This window comes from Streptantibioticus rubrisoli, assembly GCF_024436055.1.
Taxonomy (GTDB): Bacteria; Actinomycetota; Actinomycetes; order Streptomycetales; family Streptomycetaceae; genus Streptantibioticus_A; species Streptantibioticus_A rubrisoli.
Genome location: NZ_JANFNH010000040.1, coordinates 40,189 through 62,399, shown reverse-complemented (window position 1 = coordinate 62,399; position 22,211 = coordinate 40,189). Strand labels below are relative to the sequence as shown.

22 protein-coding genes are annotated in these 22,211 nt (G+C 70.1%); 15 read left to right on the top strand and 7 right to left on the bottom strand.

Annotated elements, in window-relative coordinates; translation table 11 throughout:
• Positions 1–23: 23 nt before the first annotated feature.
• From NON19_RS25785 to NON19_RS25760, 6 genes are all read left to right on the top strand, one after another.
• Positions 24–1,739 carry an L-lactate permease gene (locus tag NON19_RS25785; RefSeq protein ID WP_255931466.1) on the top strand — a complete coding sequence of 572 codons (1,716 nt, stop codon included), beginning with the start codon at positions 24–26 and terminating at the stop codon, positions 1,737–1,739.
• 20 nt (positions 1,740–1,759) lie between these two features.
• Complete coding sequence (locus NON19_RS25780; RefSeq protein WP_255931465.1) at positions 1,760–2,533, top strand: (Fe-S)-binding protein; 774 nt, start codon at positions 1,760–1,762, stop codon at positions 2,531–2,533.
• A gap of 20 nt (positions 2,534–2,553) precedes the next feature.
• Positions 2,554–3,987, top strand: coding sequence for a lactate utilization protein B (locus NON19_RS25775; protein ID WP_303654337.1), 1,434 nt, complete (start codon positions 2,554–2,556; stop codon positions 3,985–3,987).
• Positions 3,984–4,706, top strand: coding sequence for a LutC/YkgG family protein (locus NON19_RS25770; protein WP_255931463.1), 723 nt, complete (start codon positions 3,984–3,986; stop codon positions 4,704–4,706). Before NON19_RS25775 ends, NON19_RS25770 begins: the two co-directional genes overlap by 4 nt.
• A gap of 140 nt (positions 4,707–4,846) precedes the next feature.
• Complete coding sequence (locus tag NON19_RS25765; protein WP_255931462.1) at positions 4,847–5,245, top strand: ATP-binding protein; 399 nt, start codon at positions 4,847–4,849, stop codon at positions 5,243–5,245.
• On the top strand, positions 5,242–5,940 hold the full coding sequence (locus tag NON19_RS25760) for a helix-turn-helix domain-containing protein (RefSeq protein ID WP_255931461.1): 699 nt from the start codon (positions 5,242–5,244) through the stop codon (positions 5,938–5,940). Before NON19_RS25765 ends, NON19_RS25760 begins: the two co-directional genes overlap by 4 nt.
• A 358-nt stretch (positions 5,941–6,298) precedes the next feature.
• On the opposite strand, the gene NON19_RS25755 is transcribed toward NON19_RS25760, so the two are convergent.
• From NON19_RS25755 to NON19_RS25745, 3 genes are all read right to left on the bottom strand, one after another.
• On the bottom strand, positions 6,299–6,775 hold the full coding sequence (locus NON19_RS25755) for a DUF2267 domain-containing protein (RefSeq protein ID WP_255931460.1): 477 nt from the start codon (positions 6,773–6,775) through the stop codon (positions 6,299–6,301).
• 124 nt (positions 6,776–6,899) lie between these two features.
• Positions 6,900–7,298 carry a DUF2267 domain-containing protein gene (locus NON19_RS25750; RefSeq protein ID WP_255931459.1) on the bottom strand — a complete coding sequence of 133 codons (399 nt, stop codon included), beginning with the start codon at positions 7,296–7,298 and terminating at the stop codon, positions 6,900–6,902.
• 82 nt (positions 7,299–7,380) lie between these two features.
• Entirely contained in the window at positions 7,381–7,815 is a 435-nt protein-coding gene (locus NON19_RS25745) for an Hsp20/alpha crystallin family protein (protein WP_255931458.1), read from the bottom strand.
• Between the two features lie 133 nt (positions 7,816–7,948).
• Between NON19_RS25745 and NON19_RS25740 the strand changes: the two genes are divergently transcribed.
• Together NON19_RS25740 and NON19_RS25735 are read left to right on the top strand one after the other, a co-directional pair.
• Positions 7,949–8,620, top strand: coding sequence for a type III effector protein (locus NON19_RS25740; protein ID WP_255931457.1), 672 nt, complete (start codon positions 7,949–7,951; stop codon positions 8,618–8,620).
• Positions 8,621–8,834: 214 nt separating this feature from the next.
• Complete coding sequence (locus NON19_RS25735) at positions 8,835–9,797, top strand: acyl-ACP desaturase (protein ID WP_255931456.1); 963 nt, start codon at positions 8,835–8,837, stop codon at positions 9,795–9,797.
• Between the two features lie 173 nt (positions 9,798–9,970).
• Here NON19_RS25735 and NON19_RS25730 read toward each other — a convergent pair whose 3' ends face one another.
• Entirely contained in the window at positions 9,971–11,173 is a 1,203-nt protein-coding gene (locus tag NON19_RS25730; protein ID WP_255931455.1) for an erythromycin esterase family protein, read from the bottom strand.
• A gap of 58 nt (positions 11,174–11,231) precedes the next feature.
• Here NON19_RS25730 and NON19_RS25725 point away from each other — a divergent pair, with 58 nt between their 5' ends.
• Positions 11,232–11,981 (top strand): TioE family transcriptional regulator, encoded by a 750-nt coding sequence (locus tag NON19_RS25725; protein ID WP_255931454.1) that lies wholly within the window; start codon positions 11,232–11,234, stop codon positions 11,979–11,981.
• Between the two features lie 518 nt (positions 11,982–12,499).
• A complete protein-coding gene (locus NON19_RS25720; RefSeq protein WP_255931453.1) occupies positions 12,500–13,495 on the top strand; it encodes a cellulase family glycosylhydrolase in 996 nt (331 codons plus the stop codon).
• A gap of 1,007 nt (positions 13,496–14,502) precedes the next feature.
• On the opposite strand, the gene NON19_RS25715 is transcribed toward NON19_RS25720, so the two are convergent.
• Complete coding sequence (locus NON19_RS25715) at positions 14,503–14,685, bottom strand: hypothetical protein (RefSeq protein ID WP_255931452.1); 183 nt, start codon at positions 14,683–14,685, stop codon at positions 14,503–14,505.
• Between NON19_RS25715 and NON19_RS33815 the strand changes: the two genes are divergently transcribed.
• Together NON19_RS33815 and NON19_RS25710 are read left to right on the top strand one after the other, a co-directional pair.
• Positions 14,672–15,019, top strand: coding sequence for a DUF6479 family protein (locus tag NON19_RS33815; RefSeq protein ID WP_372514286.1), 348 nt, complete (start codon positions 14,672–14,674; stop codon positions 15,017–15,019). The genes NON19_RS25715 and NON19_RS33815 overlap by 14 nt on opposite strands.
• Positions 15,020–15,280: 261 nt before the next feature.
• Positions 15,281–16,036, top strand: a complete 756-nt coding sequence (locus NON19_RS25710) for an SDR family NAD(P)-dependent oxidoreductase (protein ID WP_255931451.1) — start codon at positions 15,281–15,283, stop codon at positions 16,034–16,036.
• Positions 16,037–16,210: 174 nt separating this feature from the next.
• On the opposite strand, the gene NON19_RS25705 is transcribed toward NON19_RS25710, so the two are convergent.
• Positions 16,211–17,698 (bottom strand): MFS transporter, encoded by a 1,488-nt coding sequence (locus NON19_RS25705; RefSeq protein WP_255931450.1) that lies wholly within the window; start codon positions 17,696–17,698, stop codon positions 16,211–16,213.
• 212 nt (positions 17,699–17,910) lie between these two features.
• Positions 17,911–18,933: a saccharopine dehydrogenase family protein gene (locus tag NON19_RS25700; protein WP_255931449.1), complete on the bottom strand. Its 1,023-nt coding sequence runs from the start codon at positions 18,931–18,933 to the stop codon at positions 17,911–17,913.
• Between the two features lie 127 nt (positions 18,934–19,060).
• On the opposite strand from NON19_RS25700, the gene NON19_RS25695 reads away from it, so the two are divergent.
• The 3 genes from NON19_RS25695 to NON19_RS25685 all read left to right on the top strand — a co-directional run bounded on the left by NON19_RS25695 (position 19,061) and on the right by NON19_RS25685 (position 22,088).
• A complete protein-coding gene (locus NON19_RS25695; RefSeq protein ID WP_255931448.1) occupies positions 19,061–20,008 on the top strand; it encodes a helix-turn-helix domain-containing protein in 948 nt (315 codons plus the stop codon).
• Between the two features lie 560 nt (positions 20,009–20,568).
• Entirely contained in the window at positions 20,569–20,910 is a 342-nt protein-coding gene (locus NON19_RS25690) for a VOC family protein (RefSeq protein ID WP_255931447.1), read from the top strand.
• Between the two features lie 197 nt (positions 20,911–21,107).
• On the top strand, positions 21,108–22,088 hold the full coding sequence (locus tag NON19_RS25685) for a CHRD domain-containing protein (protein ID WP_255931446.1): 981 nt from the start codon (positions 21,108–21,110) through the stop codon (positions 22,086–22,088).
• The last annotated feature ends 123 nt before the right edge of the window (positions 22,089–22,211 follow it).

Sequence of the window (22,211 nt, the reverse complement as noted above, 5' to 3'; positions counted from 1 at the left end):
AAGATCTGCTGTGAGGGTTCGCTATGTACCAGCCCCACGTCTCGCCCATCGCAGGCAGCCTCGCGTTGTCCGCTCTCGTGGCCGCTCTGCCTCTGCTCACCTTGTTCGTGCTGCTCGGCGGCGTGCGGTTGCGCGCCCACTGGGCCGGGCTCGCCTCCGTCGCCGTAGCGGTCGGTGTCGCGGTCGCGGGTTACCACATGCCCGCCCGGCTCGCGCTGCTCTCCGCTGGCGAGGGCGCGGCGTTCGGCATCTTCCCGATCGTGTGGATCCTGGTCACCGCCATCTGGCTGTACCAGCTGACCGTCGTCACCGGGCGCTTCGAGGATCTACGTCAGGCGTTCCACCTGATCAGCGATGATCCTCGGGTCCAAGCGATGATCATCGCGTTCTGCTTCGGCGGCCTGCTGGAGGCGCTCGCGGGGTTCGGCGCCCCGGTGGCGATCACCGGCGTGATGCTCATGGCCCTCGGCTTCTCGCCGTTCCGCGCCGCGCTCACCGTCCTGGTGGCCAACACCGCCCCCGTCGCCTTCGGCGCCATCGGCATCCCGATCATCACCGCCGGCGATCTGACGAAGATCCCCTACACCGAGATCGGCGCGTACGTGGGGCGGCAGACACCGCTGCTCGCGCTCTTCGTGCCGCTGCTGTTGGTCGCGCTGGTCGACGGTCGGCGCGGCGTCCGCCAGACCTGGCCGGTGGCCCTGGTGTGCGGGGCGGTCTTCGCGCTGGCTCAGTTCACCAGCTCCAACTTCCTGTCGGTCGAACTCACCGACATCATCGCCTCGCTCGCCGCCCTGGCCGCCGTCGTTGTCTTCCTGCGCCTGTGGCAGCCGCGCGGCGGCGAGCAGGCCCGCGCCGAACTGAGCGCCGCCCACGACCAACAGACTCCCGACGATCCGGCAGGCTCCGCGCCCGACCCCGGCCCAGCCGCGGTGGGCACCCGCATCCGGTCGGCGGCGTCCGGCACCGCGCAGGCACCGCGGGCGGTGATCGCCGGTCCGCGCCTGTTCATGGCCTTCCTGCCCTACCTCGTGGTGATCGCCGTATTCTCGGTCGCCAACCTGGTCAAGCCGGTGCAGCGGGCGCTGGCCGCAACCACCACCGACATCCCTTGGCCGGGTCTCGACGGGCAGGTCCGCACCGTCGCCGGCAAGGTCAGCGCGACCACCGTCTACCACCTTCCGTGGCTGTCCTCCCCGGGCACCCTGCTGCTCCTGGCCGGCCTGCTCGTCACCGCCGCCTACCGCATCACCCCGGCCGCGGCCGCTAGAGAATTCGGCGCCACGCTCGTCAAACTGCGCTGGGCCGTGCTCACCATCGCGGCGGTGCTCGCCCTCGCCTACGTGATGAACCTCTCCGGCCAGACCATCAGCATCGGATCGTGGATCGCCGGCACCGGCACCGCCTTCGCGTTCCTCTCCCCGGTACTCGGCTGGCTGGGCACCGCCGTCACCGGGTCGGACACCTCCGCCAACGCGCTCTTCGCCACGCTGCAGCAGACCGCCGCAGCCAAGGCTGGCCTGTCGCCCACGCTGCTGGTCGCCGCCAACACCTCCGGCGGCGTCCTCGGCAAGATGATCAGCCCGCAGAACCTCACCATCGCGGCCACCGCCGTGGGCCTGGCGGGCCGCGAGTCGGACCTGCTGCGCGGGGCGGTCAGATGGAGTCTGGGCCTGCTGCTGGCACTGTGCGCGCTCGTCTACCTGCAATCCGGCGTCCTGGCCGGGATGCTTCCGTGAACTTCCGTACAGGAGAGACCATGCGCACCGCCTTGTTCGTCACCTGTTTCAACGACACCCTCTTCCCCAACACCGGCCGGGCGATGGTCAGGCTGCTGGAACGGCTGGGCTGCACCGTGGACTTCCCGCTCGGGCAGACCTGCTGCGGCCAGATGCACTTCAACACCGGCTACCAGCGCGAGTGCGTACCGCTGGTCCGCCGCTTCACGGAGGTCTTCGACGGCTACGACGCCGTCGTGACTCCCTCCGGCTCGTGCGCCGCCATGGTCCGTGAATACCACGGGCGGGTGGCCGAGGTGGCCGGTGACTCCCGGCTGGCGGCTGCGGTGCGCCGCACCCCGCCGGTGTACGAGCTGTCTGAGTTCCTGGTGGACGTTCTCGGCGTGGTGGACGTCGGGGCGTACTTCCCGCACCGGGTCACCTACCACCCCACCTGCCACACGCTGCGCATGCTCAAGGCGGTCCGCCAACCCCTGGCGCTGCTGCGGGCGGTACGCGGCATCGACCTGGTGGAGCTGCCCTCGGCCACGGAGTGCTGCGGCTTCGGCGGCACCTTCGCACTGAAGAACGCCGACACCTCGGTGGCCATGTGCGCGGACAAGGTCCGGCACGTCCTCGGCACCGGAGCCGAGGTGCTGTGCGCCACGGACAACTCCTGCCTGATGCACATCGGCGGCGCCCTGTCCCGGCTGCGCACCGGCGTGCGCACCCTCCACCTCGCCGAGATCCTGGCGTCCACCGAGGACGAGCCGGCGTCCGCGCCCCGTACCGCGGAAGGAGCGACCCACCGGTGAACGGCACGACGTTCCTCGGCATGCCCGCATTCCCCCGGGCGGCGCGGGACGCCCTCGGCGACGCGCAACTGCGCCGCAACCTCGCCGAGGCGACCCGCACCATCCGCGACAAGCGCGCCGAGGCGGTCGGCGAACTGCCTGACTGGGAGGAACTGCGCGAGGCCGGGCGGGTACTCAAGGAGCACACCCTGCGTCACCTGGATCGCTACCTGCTGCAGTTCGAGGAGCGGGTCACCGCCGCGGGCGGAACGGTGCACTGGGCCCGCGACGCGGCGGAGGCCAACCGCATCGTCGCGGACCTGGTACGGCGGACCGGCCGGAGCGAGGTGGTCAAGGTCAAGTCGATGGCCACCCAGGAGACCGGCCTCAACACCGCGTTGGAGCAGGCCGGCGTCCGGGCGTACGAGACGGACCTGGCCGAACTGATCGTGCAGCTCGGCCAGGACCGGCCCTCGCACATCCTGGTGCCCGCCATCCACCGCAACCGCGCGGAGATCCGGGAGATCTTCCGCCGCGAGATGGGCACGGGCGCAGTCGGCGACGACCCGGCCGACACCGACGCCCTCGGTGACGACCCGCACGAACTCGCGGAGGCGGCCCGGCGGCACCTGCGGGAGAAGTTCCTGCGCGCCGAGGTGGGCATCTGCGGCGCCAACTTCCTGGTGGCCGAGACCGGGACGGTCGTGGTGGCCGAGTCGGAGGGCAACGGGCGCATGTGCGTGAGCCTCCCGGAGACCCTCATCTGCCTGGCCGGTATCGAGAAGGTCGTCCCGCGCTGGCAGGACCTGGAGGTCTTCCTCCAACTGCTGCCCCGCTCCGCCACGGGCGAGCGGATGAACCCCTACACCTCGACCTGGACCGGGACGGCCGACCGCGACGGGCCCCGGGAGTTCCACGTCGTCCTCCTCGACGGCGGGCGCACCGCAACCCTGGCCGACCCGATCGGCCGACAGGCGCTCAACTGCATCCGCTGCTCGGCCTGCCTCAATGTCTGCCCGGTCTACGAGCGGGTGGGCGGCCATGCCTACGGTTCTGTCTACCCCGGCCCGATCGGCGCGATCCTCGGCCCCCAACTGCGCGGCACCGCCTCCGCGGTGGACCGCTCGCTGCCTTACGCCTCGACGCTGTGCGGTGCCTGCTACGAGGTCTGCCCGGTCAAGATCAACATCCCGGAGGTCCTGGTCCACCTGCGCGCCCGCGTGGTGGACGACAGCCGTCGGCGCCCACTCCCGCGGCTGGAAGGGCTGGCAATGGCGGTGGCGCGCTGGGCGCTGTCGTCACCACGTCGGCTGGCCGGGGCGCAGCGCATGGCGGCCGCCGCGGCCCGGCTGCTGCGCCGTGACAGGCCGATCCGCCGCCTGCCCGGCCCCCTCGCGGGGTGGACCGACGCGCGCGACCTGCCGGTTCCCGCCCCCGAGAGCTTCCGTACCTGGTGGAGGAGGACACACCCATGACGGTTTCATCCCGTTCCGCTGCCCGCGAGGAGGTACTGGCCCGCGTCCGCAGCGCGGTAGGCGACTCGTCCGCGGTCGAGCAGTCGTACGCGCAGGTGCCGCGCGGCTACCGGGACGCGGGCGGCGGGGAACGCCCGTGGGAGGCCGGGGCGCCGCAGACGGTCGCGCTCTTCCTGGAACGCCTCGCCGACTACGGCGCGTCGGCACGCCTGGTCGACGCGAGCGCGGCGCCCTCCGCGATCGCCGAGGCGCTCGCCGGGCGGAGCGCCAGCACGGTGGTGGTGCCCCACGGGTTCCCCGAGCAGTGGCGCGCCGGTCTGGCCGGGGTTCGGGTGCTCGGCGACGACCCGCCCGTGGGCCTGGACGCGCTGGACGCCGTCGACGGCGCCGTCACCACCGCGGCGATCGCCGCGGCAGCAACTGGCACGTTCGTCCTCGACGGCGGCCCGGGTCAGGGTCGCCGGGCGCTGACCCTGGTGCCCGACTACCACCTGTGCGTGATCCCGGCCGACCGGATCGTGCGCTCGGTGCCCCAGGCCCTGGCCCGCCTCGATCCGGTCCGGCCACTGACCTTGGTCTCCGGTCCGTCGGCCACCAGCGACATCGAGATGAAGCGGGTGGAGGGTGTGCACGGCCCACGCACCCTGGAGGTCCTGGTCGTCGCCGCCGAGCCGCCGCCCGAAGACCACCGGCCCATCGACGACCCCGCGGAGTCGTGATGTCCATGCGTCATCTTGTGCGTCACCTCGTACCAGTCGCGGCCCGGCCCGAGCCGACCTCGAGAGTCGAGCCGACCGCCCGGCCACCCCGGCCGTCGCGTAGACGGCGAAGGTCCCGTGGCGATCCGCCCTCGCACAGCGTGGCGGTGTGCGCGCTGCGCGCCGAGTGCCGCGCGGCCGCGCTGGCCCGGTCGTTCACCGACGCCCAGCTCAACCGGTGGCACGCGGGGCAGGAGGTGGCGGACGCCGCCCTCATCGTGGTCTCCGAGCTGGTCACCAACGCGGTGCTGCACAGCGGAGCGACCGGGGTGAGCCTGCGGCTGGACCGCACCGCGGAGGAGATCGTGATCCGCGTCGAGGACGACGGGACCTGGCGGGAGCGGACCACCGCGTACCGGGACGACCAGGCCGGACAACTCGCCGAGAACGGACGCGGCCTGCACCTGGTGCACGCGCACGCCACCGACTACGGCGTGCACCACACCCTGGTAGGCACCTGCGCCTGGGCATGCCTGCCCTGGCCACGGAGCGAGCGGTGACGCCGGGGGCGGCCGACAGACCCCCCTTCGACCCGGACGCGGCGCACCGGGCACGCCTGCTGCTGCGAATGCACCCCGCACAGGTGGCGGCCGTGATCGGGGCCGCGTACGCCCTGCACGTGACACCGCTGACCGTGACGCGCTGGGAGTCGGGCGAGGAGGCACCGACCGAGCGGGAACTGACCGCCCTGGCGGGGGCGCTGTGGTGTTCGGTCGGCGACCTCATGGCCGCGCCGCGCACCACGCGCGAGCACCGGATCGCCCGTGGGGCCGCCGTCGGCGACGTCGCGCTGCGGCTGGGGATCCCGTCGGCTGCCTACGACGAGATGGAACGAAGCGGCCGCTGGCACCTGACTCAGCGTCAGGCAGCCCTGCTCACCGAGATGCTGGCGCTGCCACTCGCGGCTCACCTGGAAGTGACCGGCCAGGCCGGGCGGCTGGCCGAACTCCTGTGCCGCGCGGTCACCACCCGCTGGCAGGGTTACGTGCGCCCGGTGCACCGCCTGGTGCCCCGCCCGCGCCCGCGCATCGAAGGCGCCCTCCACCACCTGCACGCCGACTACCAGTCCCTCACCGGCGCCCTCGACTGGGGCGCCGGCACGATCACGCTGAGCCCGGGCGAGGATGCCCGGGCCTTCCTGGACGGGATCGTGGAGGTGTTCTGCCGAAGACTGGAGGCGCGAGGGACTGCGTAGGCACCGATCTCGTCGGCGCGGCCAGGGGCGCTGGCTCGCGGCCGCGCTCGCGGTGAGCGGCGCTCTCGTAGGGTCGGCACAGACCGCTCCGGCGGATCAGTCGGCCATCCAACTCCACACCAAGCAGGGTCAGTTCAGGCTCCCAACGTTGCGGCAGGCGAGGGCCTGGAGTGAACTGTCAGACCCGGTCACCAACGTGTTGAGAGCCTGAGGGCTCGCGTGTTCCGCGCGCGACTGAGTGTCCGACGACCCCTCGGGGAGGGGCAAGTGGCCAGGGAACGTGACTTCGGCCCGCATCAGCTGGCTGATTGGCCAGGGTTCGAACCGAAGCAAGTCCGCCGAGCGCAGGCCCGGAGACCTAGGCCGCCTTCCGGGGTGCCGCCTGCCGTGGCCGGGGACGGAGTTCGGGCTGACCGAACAACAGGGCGTAGCCCTCAGGGAGTTGGTCGAGGATCTGGTCCAGCAAGTCCGGCCCGGTCAGCTGGGCAAGGACAGACAGGACCGTCCCGGTGTTCCAGCGGGCGACTGCGGGCGTAGTGCCTGATCGCCGCGCGAGGTCCTTGACGAAGCCCCAGCCGGTCAACTGCTGGGTGCTGGGCACCTGTCCGGTGAATTCCCGTGCCGCCTCCAGCGGCAGGCGGGCGGCCAGCGCGACGCGTTCCTCACCGGTCAGCTGGCGGCCGAGCGCGGCGAGTACCTGGAAGGTGACCTCCTTGGCCCGTTCCTTGGTGGGGTAGGCGCCTTCGTACCGGACTTTCGCGAGCAGGGCGTCGAAGGTCATCGCGACGTCGGGACAGGCGACATCGGTACGGTCCAGGTGGCGCTGGTCGATCATGGCGGGTGGTATGCCTTTCGGGTCGACATGGCGCCCGTCGGCCCCGCCCGCGCCGGGCGTGGCGGGGCGGTGGCTGGCGGGCGGGGGGGCTTGGGACGTCGGGGGTTGTCCGCCGCGGGTCGGCTCAGGCCAGCTGGGGACGGCCGAAGAGCAGGTCGTAGCCGACCGGGAGCTGGAGCAGCAGCCGCTGGGTGAGGTCATCGCCCGCGGATTCGGCCACGACGCTGAGGACCGCGCCGACGTCCCACTTGGCGGTCTCCTCAGTGGCACCCTCGATCCAGGCCGCGGTGGCCCGGACGAACCGTTCGGGATCCAGCGGTTCGGCCGCGGGCAACGGATTGAGCAGGATCAGGGCGAAGGTCTCCGGCAGTCGAGCGGCGAGCTCGGACCGCTCCTCGCCGAATATGTGCGCGCCGAGCAGAGCGAGCACCACTCGGGCGGCGCGTTCGGCCTCCTGCCGGGTGTCGTACTCGCCGCGTTCCCGGACGTGCTCCAGGAACTCTTCCAAACCGATGGCTGCCATGGCCACCCTCTCCTCCAGGGGAGGGAGGCGGGAACGCCGGGGAGGCGCGCCCGCCTGCGCTGTTGCTGCGGACCGCAGCGGGTCAGCCGCTGATCTGCTTGCGGTCGGACGATCCGCCGATGGAGATCTTGCGGGGCTTGGCGCGCTCCGCGATCGGGATGCGTAGGGTCAGCACACCTGCCTCGTAGTCGGCCTCGATGTGCTCGGTGTCAAGGGTGTCGGCGAGCATCAGCTGGCGGGAGAAGACCCCCAGCGGCCGCTCGGACAGCTCCATCTGGACGTCCTTGTCCTTGGCCGTCGGACGTCGCTCGGCCTTGACGGTCAGCATGTTCCGTTCGACGTCGATGTCGATGGCGTCGGTGCTCACTCCGGGGATGTCCAGCGCGATCACATAGACATCGCCTTCCCGGTAGGCGTCCATCGGCATCGTGGACGGCCGCGACCAGGTGCCAGTCGTCCCGAGGAGTTGCTGGGTGAGCCGGTCAAGCTCGCGGAACGGGTCGGTGCGCATCAACATCACGAAACACCTCCAGTGAGTGACGAGCAGTGACTGCTGCCAATGCGCTGCCTCTGTATCCCGTTGTAACATGTCATCGGAACGATGACAAATATCCTGTCGTCCGAGCGACGACGCAGCGAGGAGGATTTACGTGACCTCGGCCGACGAGCAGCCCCGGAACCTGCCCCCGGCGTCCGTCCTCGCCGCGGAGGCGGCTCTGCGCGCCATCGACGACGCCGTCCGTACCGCCCGCACCGACCCGCCCGGCGAGCCCGACGCCACCGACCCGCCCGGCCGCGAGCAGGCGTTGTCCGTACTGCTCCTGCTGCGCGAGGTACGCCACCAGCTCGCCGGGTGGGAGCCGGGACTGATCGAGGCGGCCCGCGCGGCGGGCGCGAGCTGGGCGGATCTGGCCGCGCCACTGGGCGTCGCAAGCCGCCAGGCCGCCGAGCGCCGCTATCTCCGACTCCGCCCCGGAGCTGCCGACAGCACCGGCGAACAGCGCGTGAAGGCCACCCGCGACCGGCGGGCCGCCGACCGCGCGGTCATCGCCTGGGCCCGGGACAACGCCGGTGAACTCCGCCAGCTCGCTGGCCAGATCACCGCCCTGTCCGACCTCCCGGACACCGCCCAGTCGCCCCTGCACCGACTCGCCCACGCCCTCGCCGACAACGACGCCGCCCTACTGCTCGCCCCGCTCAGCGACGCCGAGCCACACCTGCGCGCCAGCCACCCCAAGCTGGCCGCAAGGATCAACCGGCTCACAGACCACACCGACCGGCTGCGACACAACAGCAACAGCGCTCGCCGCACCCAGACTTGATCAAGCGGTGAGCGCCCAGCTCCCCCATCGGCCACGAACCGTCGCATCCACCCCGGCGTGGGTCGCGCAGGCGGCGCGGAACCGGGTCTACTGCGTGAGGCGGCCGAGTCCACTCCACGGCAGACCCCCGGTTCCCAGGTCTCTACAACCTGTAGTAGCTTCGCGATCCAACCTACGGTTCCGTAGGTAACGTATCGCCCCATCAGGAGCCGCCGTGACCACTGCCCCCACTCGTCCCAGCACCGCGCAGGCGTGGAGCGACGTCCAGCTCCTGCACGCCCTCGAAGAGGTCGTGGAGACCGAGCTCAACCGCCACCTGAAAGTCGCCAGGGAATGGATGCCCCACGAGTACGTGCCGTGGAGCGACGGCCGGAACTTCGACGGCGTACTGGGCGGCGAGGCATGGTCGCCGGAGCAGTCCAAGGTGACGGACGTGGGACGCACCGCGCTGGTGGTCAACCTGCTCACCGAGGACAACCTGCCCAGCTACCACCACGAAATCGCCACCCTTTTCGGCCGCGACGGCGCCTGGGGAACCTGGGTGCACCGGTGGACCGCCGAGGAGGGTCGGCACGCGATCGTCATGCGGGACTACCTGTTGACCTCCCGGGCGGTCGATCCGGTCGAGCTCGAACGGTTCCGCATGCAGCACACGTCAACCGGTTTCGAGGCCGACAACAGCCACAGCGTGCTGCACTCGGTCGCGTACGTCGCCTTCCAGGAGCTGGCCACCCGGGTCTCGCACCGCAACACCGGCCGCGAGTCCGGTGACCCGGTGTGTGAGCGGATGCTGGCCCGGATCGCCACCGACGAAAACCTGCACATGGTCTTCTACCGCAACCTGCTGGCGGCGTCGCTGGAACTCGCCCCGGACCAGGCGATGCGGGCCATCGCCGACGTGGTGATCGGATTCCGGATGCCTGGCCACGCGATGCCCGGCTTCGAACGAGCAGCCGCAAGGATCGCCATCGGCGGCATTTACAACCTGCGCATCCACCACGACGACGTATTGCAGCCGGTGCTGCGCCACTTGAAGGTCCTGGAGATCTCCGGACTCGGCGCCGAGGGCCTCAAGGCGCAGGAGGAAATCGGCCTCTACATGGACGGACTGGCAGGCCAGGCGGCGCAGTTCGACGAACGGCGAGCCGCGCTGCTCGCCCGCCGCCGCAAGGACTGACATTCCTTTCTGCGAGGACTGACAGCCCTTTCGGCGGGGTCCGCCAACTAGCCTTTCCACTTGCCTCGTTGGGGGGGTGACATCGCCTTGACGTGCACCGGCACTCCTTCGACCAGGTTCAACGTCGGGCGAGTAGGCGGGCGGCAGCCTCTGCGGAGCCAGTGCCAGGAGCGCTATGTCCGCGAGAGGTCCTTGACGAACACGATCCCATCGCTGTCCGCCAAGTGTGCCGGGTCGAGCGGGGAGTAGCCGAACCAGGGTGACCTCCGGGGCGCGGGCCGCGTGTCGCCGAGGGCGGTGGCCAGCCGCGGGGCGTCGATGACGCAGCGGTCCTCCGGGAGCGCGTACAGGAGCCCTTCGACGGTGTCCGGGGGCGGGGTGTCCACTCCCTGGTGCGGGATCGTGCCGAGGGCAGTGGCCACGAAGGCGTACTCCCGGCCGAGTTGGGCGCTCACCAGCGAACCGGCGCTCCACCACTCCACCGAGCCCTCCCACAGCTGCATCGTGCTCTTCTCCCGCTGGAGGTGGGAGTTGTGGGCGTGGATGAGTGCCGGGCCCCGAGCGGCGACGGCAAGGAGGTTGTGGGCCATCATCACATCCCGCAGTGCGCACAGCCGCGTCATGCGGGCCGGTGAGGTGTCGGCCATCCAGTAGTGGTAGCGCAGCAGGCCGGTCGCGGTGCGGCCGTACAGGCGCGCCCGGTCCCAGGCGTCCGGCGATGTCACCGCGAGCAGGTGCGGCGTCTGCGCGTCGAGCAGCGCCACCAGGTCGTCGGCGAGCAGCCGCAACCTTCCGGCCTCGGCCGACCGTCCCACGGACTGAGCCGGGTCCATCATCGCGGCGGGATTGGTCCACCGGTCGTCGGCGCCGAGCAGGCGGTCGAGCGTTTCCCCGGTGCACGGGAGCAGGTCCGCGTCCACCTGGGCCGCGAGGTAGCCGTGGAGTGCGGTGAGCGCCTGACGGGGGCTCGCGGCGCCGGTGATCTCCAGTGGGCCGTCGAAACCGGCGAAGCGCAGCCGCTCGGACTCGGGCCGACCGTCGTTGTAGGCGCGCATCCAGCGCACGAGCTCGCGATTGGCCGCCAAGGTGCCCCAGCCGTGGCTGAATCCGTGCTCCATGGCCTCGTCGAGAGTGCCCGTGCCCGAGGTGACGTGGTCGTCCACGACCAGGCCCATCATGCAGTCGCTCTCGATCGCGATCGTCCGGTAGCCCTCCTGCTCGACGAGCTGCCGGAAGAGCTCGTTGCGCAGGTCGAGCAAGGTGTCCTCGCAGTGGGTGGGTTCGCCCAGGGCCAGCAGCCGGGGCCGGGTCGGGAGCAGCCTCATGACGGCGGCGGCCTCGACGGCATGGGCGGTGTCCTTGATATCAGTCGCCATGCCTTCAACGGTATCGTTGAACCTTCGGTTGAGACTTTTCCGCGATATCGTCGGTCGCATGGGGCGGAACCTTCAAAGCGGTGGACGGCTCAGGCCGGTTGACCTGGCACGCGGACACGGTCTGTCCACGCAGGCGATCAGGAACTACGAGGAAGCCGGAATCCTTCCGCGCGCCGATCGCACACCCCACGGCTACCGCACCTACACCTCGCTGCACGCGGGGGCCCTGCGCGCGTTCCTTGCCCTGGTGCCCGGCCACGGCCACCAGACGGCGACGTCGATCATGCGGGCCGTGAACGAGGGCGCGGTCGATGAGGCGTTCCGTCTCATCGACGCCAGCCACGCCCAGCTCCTCGACGACCGGCGGACCCTCCAGGCCGTACAGAGCGCCCTGCGCGACCTGGAGCCCAGCACGGCGGGCGACCCCGGTGTGGGGTCCGAGCCAGCCGCGGTGTCCAGGCCCGGCAGCACGTTCATCGGGCCGCTGGCGAACGAACTCGGTATCCGGCCCGCGACGCTGCGCAAATGGGAACGCGCCGGGCTGGTAAGCCCGCGCCGCGACCCACTGACCGGGTACCGCGTCTACGACGAGGCCGCCGTGCGGGACGCCCGGCTGGCCCACCAGCTCAGGCGGGGCGGCTACCTGCTGGAGCAGATCGCCCCGCTGATCGCCCAGGTCCGGGCCGCGGGCGGCTTGGAGCCGCTGGAGGCCGCACTGCGCGACTGGCATGGTCGGCTGTCCGCCCGCGGACGGGCAATGCTGACCGGGGCCGCCGAGTTGGAGGCGTACCTCCGCGAACGCGGTTGAACTCGCGGCTGTTGGCTCAGCAGAGCCAGCACCGCCACAACCGCCCCTTCCAGCCCAGCGGAAGAAGCAACCTGGCGGCCTGCGTGATAGGCCGGACAACCGTTGGCAAACGGGCTCGAACTCATCGAGTTCGCCAGCAGGACGGATGACGGATCCGCACCCGCAGCTTCGTCGGCACCACTGCGAGCTCACGCACCGGCCCCAGACCGAACGTGCTCACGGTGACTGAGCAAGCACCGATCCGGCTAACGCCTAACCGCGCCGCTCCACATTGGCCCTCAGCACCAACCCGCCTTCCACCGTTCGGCGTTGTGAGCGGGCACGCACTCCCTGATGGCCCCACACCCCACCATGCACGGGGCTCGTAGGCTGACGTCGCATGAACGGAGTGACGATGGCTTTGTGAACGCCCAGTTGTGGATGCCCCATGGGGCTTTCGCATCAGGCAGTCCATCAGCTACTCGATGCCTTCCGCCTTTCAAGCCGTGATCCCACTGCTGCACACTCCATGGAGAACCGTGCCCCACAGAACCCTCAGAGGCCTGCGCCGAGCCCTCGGGCTGAGTCTCGCCCTCGCCGCCGCCACACTGATCACCACCGTGGCCCTGCCCTCCGGTCACACCACGTCCGGCAGCAAACCCACTGCCGCGGCAGTCCAACTGACCGCGAAGTCCACGGCAGCCAAGGCACCGCTGCCCATCGGCATCGCCTACGGCGACACCCTGACATGGGACAACCAGCAGCAAATCACCAAGGCACTCAACATCGCCACCACGGTGGGGGCTACCTGGATCCGCGCAGACCTCAGCTGGTACGACATCCAGCCAGACCGGGCAAACTCCTACGACTGGCAACGCTTCGACCACGTCGTCGCCGCCGCACGCGCCCACCACCTGACGGTTCTGCCCGTCATCGCCTACACCCCGCCGTGGGCCAGAACGGCGGGCTGCACCGTACCGACATGCGCCCCCGCCGATCCCACCACGTTCGCCGCCTTCGCGGCAGCAGCCGCGAAGCGGTACGCGCCTCAGGGCATCCACACCTGGGAAGTCTGGAACGAAGAGAACCTCGGCTTCTGGAAGCCAGCCCCAAATCCCTCCGCTTACGCGACCCTGCTGCGCCAGACCAGTGCCGCGCTTCACGCAGCGGACCCCACCGCTCGTGTCGTTCTCGGTGGCCTGGCAGCCACGAACACCGGACCCGGACGCATCTCCCCGACCGACTTCCTGTCAGCTGTCGCGAAGACCGGAGCCCTCCGCGCCGTCAACGCCGTTGGGTATCACCCGTACACCTACCCGTACCTCGCCAGCACGCATAGCGCGTGGGGCACCTCGTGGGAAAAGATCGACCGCAGCCGCGTCAGCCTCCACAGCGTCCTGGTAGGAAACGGCTTCCCCCACCTACCGATCTGGGTGACCGAATTCGGTGCCCCGACCGGCGGACCTGGCACCGCGTCGGACGGCAGCCCCAAAACCATCACCCCATCGACGACACACGTCACCGAAGGCAGGTAGGCGCAGATCGCCGCGGACGGTGTCGCGACAGCAACTGGTGACCCGGACATCGGCGCGTACATCTGGTACTCCGGTGAGGACCTGAAAGACGACCCGAGTTCCAGCGAGAACTACTTCGGCCTGCTGCGCGCCAACGGGACTGCGAAGCCAGCCCTGGCGGCCATGAAGCAAGCCATCGCCCATCTCCACCGCTGACATCCTGACGAGCGGCAACGTATCCACGGCCTCCGTAGCGTGGCCAGCGTCATCGTGACGTCTTGAGGCCCGCAACCCGACCGAGCAGGTGTGAGCTGGAGCACATTAGTGTGGGTCTTCCGATGCGGCCGGAAGAGGCGTACGTTCCGGTTTACCTCGCGACGGCTCCCTTCGGGGAGCCGGCCCGTCAGTCCCGGGATGACGGGCCACGCGGGGGCCAACTTGGCAGTTTCGGATCATCGGCGAACCGGAGGAAGATGCCTGCGGCATGGATGTCGGCCAGGTAGGTGTCGCGCTCTTCTCGTAGCGGGTAGCGACACCGGGCCACCGGACGTCGCAGCGCCAGCTCCGCGGAGCTCTCGCCCCCGCTTCGCGCCCGAGGATCGCACTTTCCTCGCCGCCCTGCCTGCTCCACCACCTGGAACCGCGCGCACCGCGAAGTGAGGGTCTCCCCACCCGTCGCCACAGCCCTCAAGCACCACGACACAAGCACCCCACAGGAAACGGCCTTCGACCTGTGGCCTGGCAAGTCGGGCCGACAGGGTTCGAACCTGCGCGACCACGGCACCCGACCGGAATGCGGCTACCACGGCCCAGCAGCCAGCCCTGATCGTGGGAGGGCACATCCCAACACGAGGGGGGAACATGGCGCGACACCACCGCAAGGGATACCGGCGCAAAGACGGCACCTGGGTCCGCGGCACCAACGTTCGCGGCAGGAACCCGAAGCAGGGCTGCCAGATGTGGATGCTCGGCATGATCGGACTCGCGGCAGCCGTCCGACACACCCGCGCCCGGACAGCCACACGCCGCTAACCCACCACGGCAACCACCCGTAACGCCTCATCGAGATACGCCTGGACCGGCCCACGCACCCCGCCGGTGATCAACCCGGCGAGTCGGCCCCGCCGGTCCAGGCCACCTCCCGCATCACAGCCGACGTATCCGGATGCACGGCCCGCTGCCGGGTAGGCGACCGCCATGCGAATCGTCACCACGAGCGCTGGACCGGCACGAGATCTGGGCGCCGCAATCGGCCCCGCCATCATGGGCGTCGCCATCGTCATCATCCTGACCGCCGCCGTCGTGTACGGATACCGGCTACGCAGCCGCGAGCCCACTCCAACCCGCGATCCCCAACCGCGGCGTGGAGCTTGGCAGACGCCCCAGGAACGCGAGTCAACCGAACCGCCTGACCACAGCAAAGGCGACCCGAAACCCCAAGCCGTCGGCTCCGAGAACGCCAGTTGCGACCCCGAAGCAGTCCCCCAGGACGGCCGCCGCAGAACACCACACCAACTGCGTCACTATCGAGGGCCTCGCACCTAGGCCGAATCCGGTGGGTCTGCACCGACCCGTTGGATGCGCCCTAGCACCGTTCATTTGTCTTCGCGTTCAAGGCGTACTGCGACGATCACCACCTGTCGGCTACGACATCACGCCAACAAAGTCAGTAACGGCCTGTCAACTGCGCTAATCCAGGACTCGTCGATGACGCTCAAACGCGACGTCTTAATACCGCCAGAACCGCAGGGCGTTCCGGTTGAGGATTTAGCCGTGTCCAAGACCGGAACAAGGAGTTCTACGGAGATGACGATGAACGGGGCGACGGCGCTCGACGGCAAGGTGGCGCTGGTGACCGGCGGCAGCCGAGGGATCGGGGCAGCGGTCGCGCTGCGGCTGGCCGAGGACGGCGCAGACGTCGCGCTGACCTACCAGGGCTCGGCCGAGTTGGCCAAGGAGGTGGTCGCCAAGATCACCGCGATGGGGCGCACTGGCTGGGCCGTCCGCGCGGACAGCGCCGACCCGGAAGCGGTGTGCGGTGCGGTGGCGGGGGTCGCCGAACGGTTCGGGCGGCTGGACATCCTGGTGAACAACGCGGGTGTCGGCGCCGTCGGGCCGATCGAGGCGGTGGCACTCGACCAGATCGACCGGGTGCTGGCGGTGAACGTTCGCGCGCCCTACCTCTACGCCCAGGCGGCGGTGCGGCACCTGGCCGAGGGCGGACGGATCGTGAGCATCGGCAGCTGCATCGCCCAGCGCGTGGCCTTCCCCGGAAGCGCGCTCTACGCGACCAGCAAGGCCGCGCTGATCGGCTTCACCAAGGGCATGGCCCGGGAGCTCGGCCCGCGCGGCGTCACCGTCAACCTGGTCCACCCGGGCCCGACCGACACCGACATGAACCCAGGCGACGGCGATTCCGCCGACTTCCAGCGCGGCTTCACCGCGCTCGGCCGCTACGGCACGGCGGCAGAGGTCGCGGACGCCGTCTCGTACCTGGTCGGCGAGAGCGCCCGATACGTCACAGGCGCGGAGCTGGCGGTGGACGGTGGCTTCGCGGTCTGACGCAGGCTAGGCAGATCTTGGTGGTCAGTCCGCCACGGCATCGGCCGAGGGCGTGATGACCCGCTCACGAATGACTGGTCGAGGCCGGTGGCGGTGGCTGTCGAGTCGCACATTCCCCCGGGCACGCACTCCCGGAAGGCGGCGGCACGACGCGACCCTGTCGGCTAGCCACGGCTAGCCAGCGGCGCTTCGCGTGGCGAGGCCGCTCGTCGCCGTCAACGGGGTGGCGATGTCCTCCAGAGACCGGCGTTCGGCGGGCACGGCGAGGAAGGCGGAGACGACACCGGCGGCCGTCATGAGCGCGGCACCGATCTGGAACGCCAGCACGGTGTCGGACGCGACCCCCGTGGTGGTCAACTGGGAGAACAGCAGCGGGCCGGTGATACCGCCAGCGGCGGTGCCGACCGCGTAGAAGAAGGCGATCGCCATGGCCCGGGTCTCCATCGGGAAGATCTCGCTGACGGTCAGGTACGCGCTGCTCGCGCCCGCGGAGGCGAAGAAGAGGACCACGCACCAGCACGCGGTGAGCGTGACCGCGGTCAACGAGCCCCGGCCGAACAGCCAGGCGGTGGCGAACAGCAGCAGTCCGCTGAGCACATACGTCCCGCTGATCATCGGGCGGCGGCCCACGGTGTCGAAGAGGTGGCCGAGCAGCAGCGGCCCGAGGAAGTTGCCGATCGCGATGACCACGAAGTAGTAGCCGGTACTGCCCGATGGGACCCGGTAGAAGGTGGTCAGGATGGCGCCGAAGCCGAAGGTGATGGCGTTGTAGAGGAAGGCTTGGCCGATGAAGAGGGAGAGCCCCAGCACGGCCCGGCGCGGATAGCGGCGGAAGACTGTTCCCGCGATCTTGCCGAACCCGATGCTCTTGCGTTGGTGGATGGTGATCTCGCGGTCCACGGGTTCGAGGTCGTGGCCGACCTGGGCGGCGACCTCGGCCTCGATCGAGGCGACCAGTTCCTCGGCCTCCGCCTTGCGGCCGTGGATGAACAGCCAGCGCGGCGACTCGGGCACGTTGCGCCGGACCAACAGGATGACCAGGCCCAGCACCACTCCGAGGGCGAAGGTCAACCGCCAGCCGAGGTCGGCCGGGAACAGAGCCTTGTTCAGCATGAGGATCGACAGCAGTGAGCCGCCGACCGCCCCGACCCAGAAACTGCCGTTGATGATCAGGTCGACCCGACCGCGGTAGGTCGCCGGGATCAGCTCGTCGATGGCCGAATTGATCGCGGCGTACTCGCCGCCGATGCCGCAGCCGGTCAGGAAGCGGAAGAGGAAGAACCACCAGGCGTGGAAGGAGATTCCGGTCAGCGCGGTGGCCCCGAGGTAGAGCGCGAGAGTGACGAGGAAGAGCCGCTTGCGTCCGTAGCGGTCGGTGAGCCAGCCGAAGAACAGCGCGCCCGCGCAGGCGCCCGCCACATACAGCGCCGCGGCCACACCGGTGACCTGGGCACTGGTGATGGCCAGTCCACTGCCCTTCTCCGACAGCCGGGAGGCGATGTTGCCCACCACCGTCACTTCCAGGCCGTCGAGGATCCACACCGTGCCCAGCCCGACCACGACCATCCAGTGCCACCGCGACCACGGCAGCCGGTCGAGCCGCGCGGGCACGGAGGTGGTGATCGTCGCCGTTCCCTCGGGACGTAGGTGCGCACTCGCCATGACAAGACCTCCATGACGCGCCCCGAGGACCCCACGGCCGGGTGCGCGTGTTATACGCCTTCCCACCGGCGCCGACGACATGCTCCGCCCAGCGGGCGAGGCGTGGCGCGCCATCCACTCGACGTGACGCGTTCTCGGTGGCAAGCCTCGCAGCCACGGCGCCGCCACCGTACCCACGGACTGCCCGCCGGTACGGTGGCGGTGCGGTCGGGTCAGCGTAGCGAGAGGTGCGAGGACAGGGCGCGCAGGAAGTCCGGGGCATCGAAGACCGCGCCCGCGGAGGCGACGCCGGTGGTCCTGGTGCGGCCGGTGAGGATACGGTCGACGGCCTCCACCGCGAGCGGCGCGCTGATGGCGTAGATGTCCTGACCGGCGGCGACCACGCGGCGTTCCGTGTGGCCCGAGCGGACGAGGACATCGACGAGGAAGGTCTGCGCGGAGCGGCCGCGCTCGTCGACGGCGGTCGGTGCCGAGGCGTCAGGAGCGGACAGGTCCGCGGCCGCCTTGGCGGTCATGTAGGTGCGCACCTCCGGAACCGCCAGGTGGCTGGGAACGGTGACGACGTCGGCCATGGTGAACTCTGCGATGACGCTCTGGGGGCCGAGCGGAGGCGGGAAGGTCCACTCCAGGGTCGGCAGAGCTCCGTCGTGGTACTCCAGCCGTCCGCCGGTGTAGCGGACACGGCGGCCACCCCGTCGCTGCCGCGAGACCACGCCCGCGGCGAGGGTTCCCGCAGTGGGGTGCCAGCTGCTCAGGCCGTAGGCGATGTGCGCCTCGTCCGCCGCAGTCCAGTCGCCCATCGCGGTGGTGACCAACAGGTCGCCGAGACCGCCGAAGAAGGCCATCGCCGGGACCACCACGGTGCCTGCGGCGCGGGCGCGCTCCGCGAAGTGCGCGAACGTGTCGAGGTTCGCCTCGATTTCGGCCGCGACGTCGACATACGGGACGCCAGCGCGCAGCGCCGCCTCGACCAGCGGGGCGGCGGTCGTGGCGAAGGGCCCGGCGCAGTTGACCACAGCGGCCGCGCCGTTGAGCGCGCGGTCGAGCGAGGCCGGATCGTCGACCGACGCCTGCCGCGCCTCAAGCCCGGGGTGTGCCTTCGCCAGCGTCAGCAGCTTGTCCTGGTCACGGCCGAGGAGCAGCGGGACGTACCCGCGTTCGCGCAGCTCCGCGACCACGAACCGCCCAGTGTGCCCATAGGCGCCGAACACCGCCACGTTCCGACCCGCTCCCATACCCGCTCCCACGTGCCTGAAGTAATCCACTGCGGAATCCCACTACGTGATCCACTTCGGCAATCCTGTCCTCCTTGGCCCATCGGCGCCCAGTGTCCGGAACGACAAGACCCGTACAGTTACCGACATGAGTTCTGTCCCGCGCTCCGTCGCGATCGCAGCCACCGACGGGATGCTGCACTTCGAACTAGCCCTGGCCTACGAGGTCTTCGGCTCCGCCCCGGCCGCCCTGCCAGGCCCCTGGTACGACGTCAGGGTGTGCGGCACGCACCCCGTCCGGGTCGGCCGGTTCCTGCTGGAGCCGGACTGCGGGCTCGACGGGCTGACGCACGCCGACACCGTGATCGTCCCCGCCTTGGCTGACGTGGAGCAGGACCCGCCAGCCGACCTGGTCGAGGCGGTGCGTGCGGCGCACGAGTCGGGTGCGCGGGTGGTCTCCCTGTGCACCGGCGTGTTCGTGCTGGCCGCCGCCGGGCTGTTGGACGGGCTGAGCGCGACCGCGCACTGGGCCCACGCCGAGGAACTGGCCGCACGCTATCCCCGGGTGAAGGTCGACCCGGACGTGCTCTACGTCGACAACGGCAGCGTGCTCACGTCTGCGGGCAAGGCCGCAGCGATGGACCTGTGCCTGCATCTGGTCCGCCGCGACCACGGCTCGGCGATCGCCAACGTGGTCGCCCGCTACCTGGTCGTGCCGCCCCACCGGGCCGGTGGTCAGGCCCAGTTCGTGACCACGCCGGTGCCCGCCCAGGACGGCCATCCCCTGGCCGAGCTGCTCCCCTGGGTGATGCGGCGGCTGGACCAGCCGCTCACCGTGGAGGATCTCGCCCGCGAGGCGAACATGAGCTCGCGGCACCTGAGCCGCCACTTCCGCTCGGTAACCGGCACCACCCCGCTGCAGTGGCTGCTGACGCAGCGGATCCGCCGCGCGCAGGAACTGCTGGAGACCACGAACGACAGCGTCGAGGCCATCGCCTCGGCCGCGGGCATGGGCACGGCGGCGACACTGCGCCGCCACTTCCACCGCACGATCGGCGTACCGCCGGACACCTACCGCCGCACGTTCCGGGCGTGAGTCCGCGGTGTTCGCCTTCACAGTTCCCGAAGGACTGTCCTTCTGGTCGTCCCGGTACCGGTGAAGGCACGCGCTCACATCACGGACCTGGCCAACGCGCGGACCGTGGCCGTGCCAGAGCGATGGTTTCCGCAGTGATCGTCATGCGGACAGCATGGGTGACACCGAAACTGGCAGCCAGAGCATCTTGTTACCGGTACTGACACAACCAGGCTGCCATGCCCGTCACTTACTCGGCCAGTTCCGGCTCGCTGCGATCAGGCACGGGAACGAGTCGAACAACTTCCAGGCTGTGATCGGAGCCCACTGCGGCGCGCGCCGAGTGCGCCGGGTCCCCTCTGGCCGATGGCGCCCATCCGGCCGCAGTAGTAACGGCGGTCGGGACTGCCTGAGTTGATTGCCGTGCGGTATCGGCGGTCCCCCCCCCCCAGCCATCCCCGAAGCCTGTGAACTGCCGTAGCCAGCCCGCGTGTTAGAGCTGTCACACGATCTTGTGACTCGACACTGGCGGAACGTGGACTGCGTCAAGATTCACGCATCGGCGGACCTACCATGTCGGCATGGCCCTCGACCTCTTCGCAGGTATCCCAGTCACCGACTTCACAAGGGCGCTGGCCTGGTACGAGCGGCTGCTTGGCTCCCCGCCAACGTTCTACCCACACGACACGGAAGCCGTATGGGAACTTGCGGAACATCGGTACGTGTACGTCGTGCGGCGGCCCGAGCGGGCCGGTAACGGCATGCACACCGTCATCATCGACGACCTCGACACCCGCGTCGCCCAGATCGCTGAGCGGGGACTGGAGCCCACGAGACGCGAGACCTATCCAAACGGCGTGCGGAAGATCACGTACCACGATCCGGACGGTAACGAGTTCGGTTTCGGCGGCGTTCCGCTCTGACACCAACTCAGAGTGAGCAGCTGACTGACCCTCCGCCCTCCCCCGCACGCGCTACGGCTCGACGGGCCGTTGCGTTCAACGGATCCGGTGTGATGGTCGCCCCACTCTTGGAGTGAGACGAATGGGGCGTCCGGCACGTACTGCATGGCAAGAGACCGGTGCACCACAGCGCCGGACGCCCAGCGGAGGGTAAGAACATGAACGGCGTCAAGAGCCGCCGCGCCGCCAGCGGCCTGTCGACCACGGTCATCGCGGCCATTGCCACGGCGGTCGGTGTGGTGCTCTCCACCACCTCGGCCTCGGCCGAGCCGAACGACCGCACCACCACCGCCACCACCGCCACGGAATCCCATCGCTCCACCGGTACCTACTACGTGGCCAGTCTCGTCGGCGCCAACGAGGTGCAAAAACCCGGCGGCCCCAAAGTCGGCGACCCGCATGGCCGCGCGCTGGAGTTCCTGCGGATCGAGGGTGACAAAGTGCAGTTCGCCATCAAGTGGTCGGGGATCGGCGCGCCGACCATGGCGCACATCCACGCCGGTGCGCGGGGGGTCAACGGCGAGGTGAAGGTGGCGTTCTTCGAGCAGGCGCTGCCCGGCAGCCTCCACGCGGTCACCGGCTCGGTGACTGTCAAGGACGCCAAGCTGCTCAAGGAGATCAGCGCCAATCCTGGCGACTTCTACGTCAATGTGCACACCGCCCAGTTCCCCGGTGGCGCGGTGCGCGGCCAACTGCACAAGGTGCGCCCCTTCACGTTCGGCAAGGCGCTCACCAGCATCGAGGCGTCGGTCATCAGCGGCCAGCAGATCTACGCCTGCACCAAGCAGCCAGGCGGCGGTTGGGCGTTCACCCAGCACAACGTCGACGCCCGGCTCGGCCACGGCATTTACCACTCGTTCGTCAGGCCGAACGCGGGCCCGCCGCAGTGGGTCGCAGCCGACGGCAGCGCGGTCACCGGCAAGGTGCTCAGCAAGACGGCGAACGGCACGGGCAACGTACCCGAGCTGGACCTGAAGGCGACCCGGGAGGGCAGGGCGCACGGAGTGCTCTCCGGCACGCACGAGGTGCTGCGGCTCAACACCCTTGGCGGAACGGCGCCGACCGGGAGCTGCGCCCCCTACACCCAGCCGAAGACCGCGGTGCCGTACCACGCGGACTACGTCTTCATCAAGGGCTAGCCGTGGGCCGGGGCCCGCGGATGGTCCGCGGGCCCCGGCCTTTGGGCGCCAAGAAGTCCGGCCACGCAGCTGACCACATGCCAGGGATTTCGGTCCGCCGGGGCGCCCCTGTGCGACGCCTCG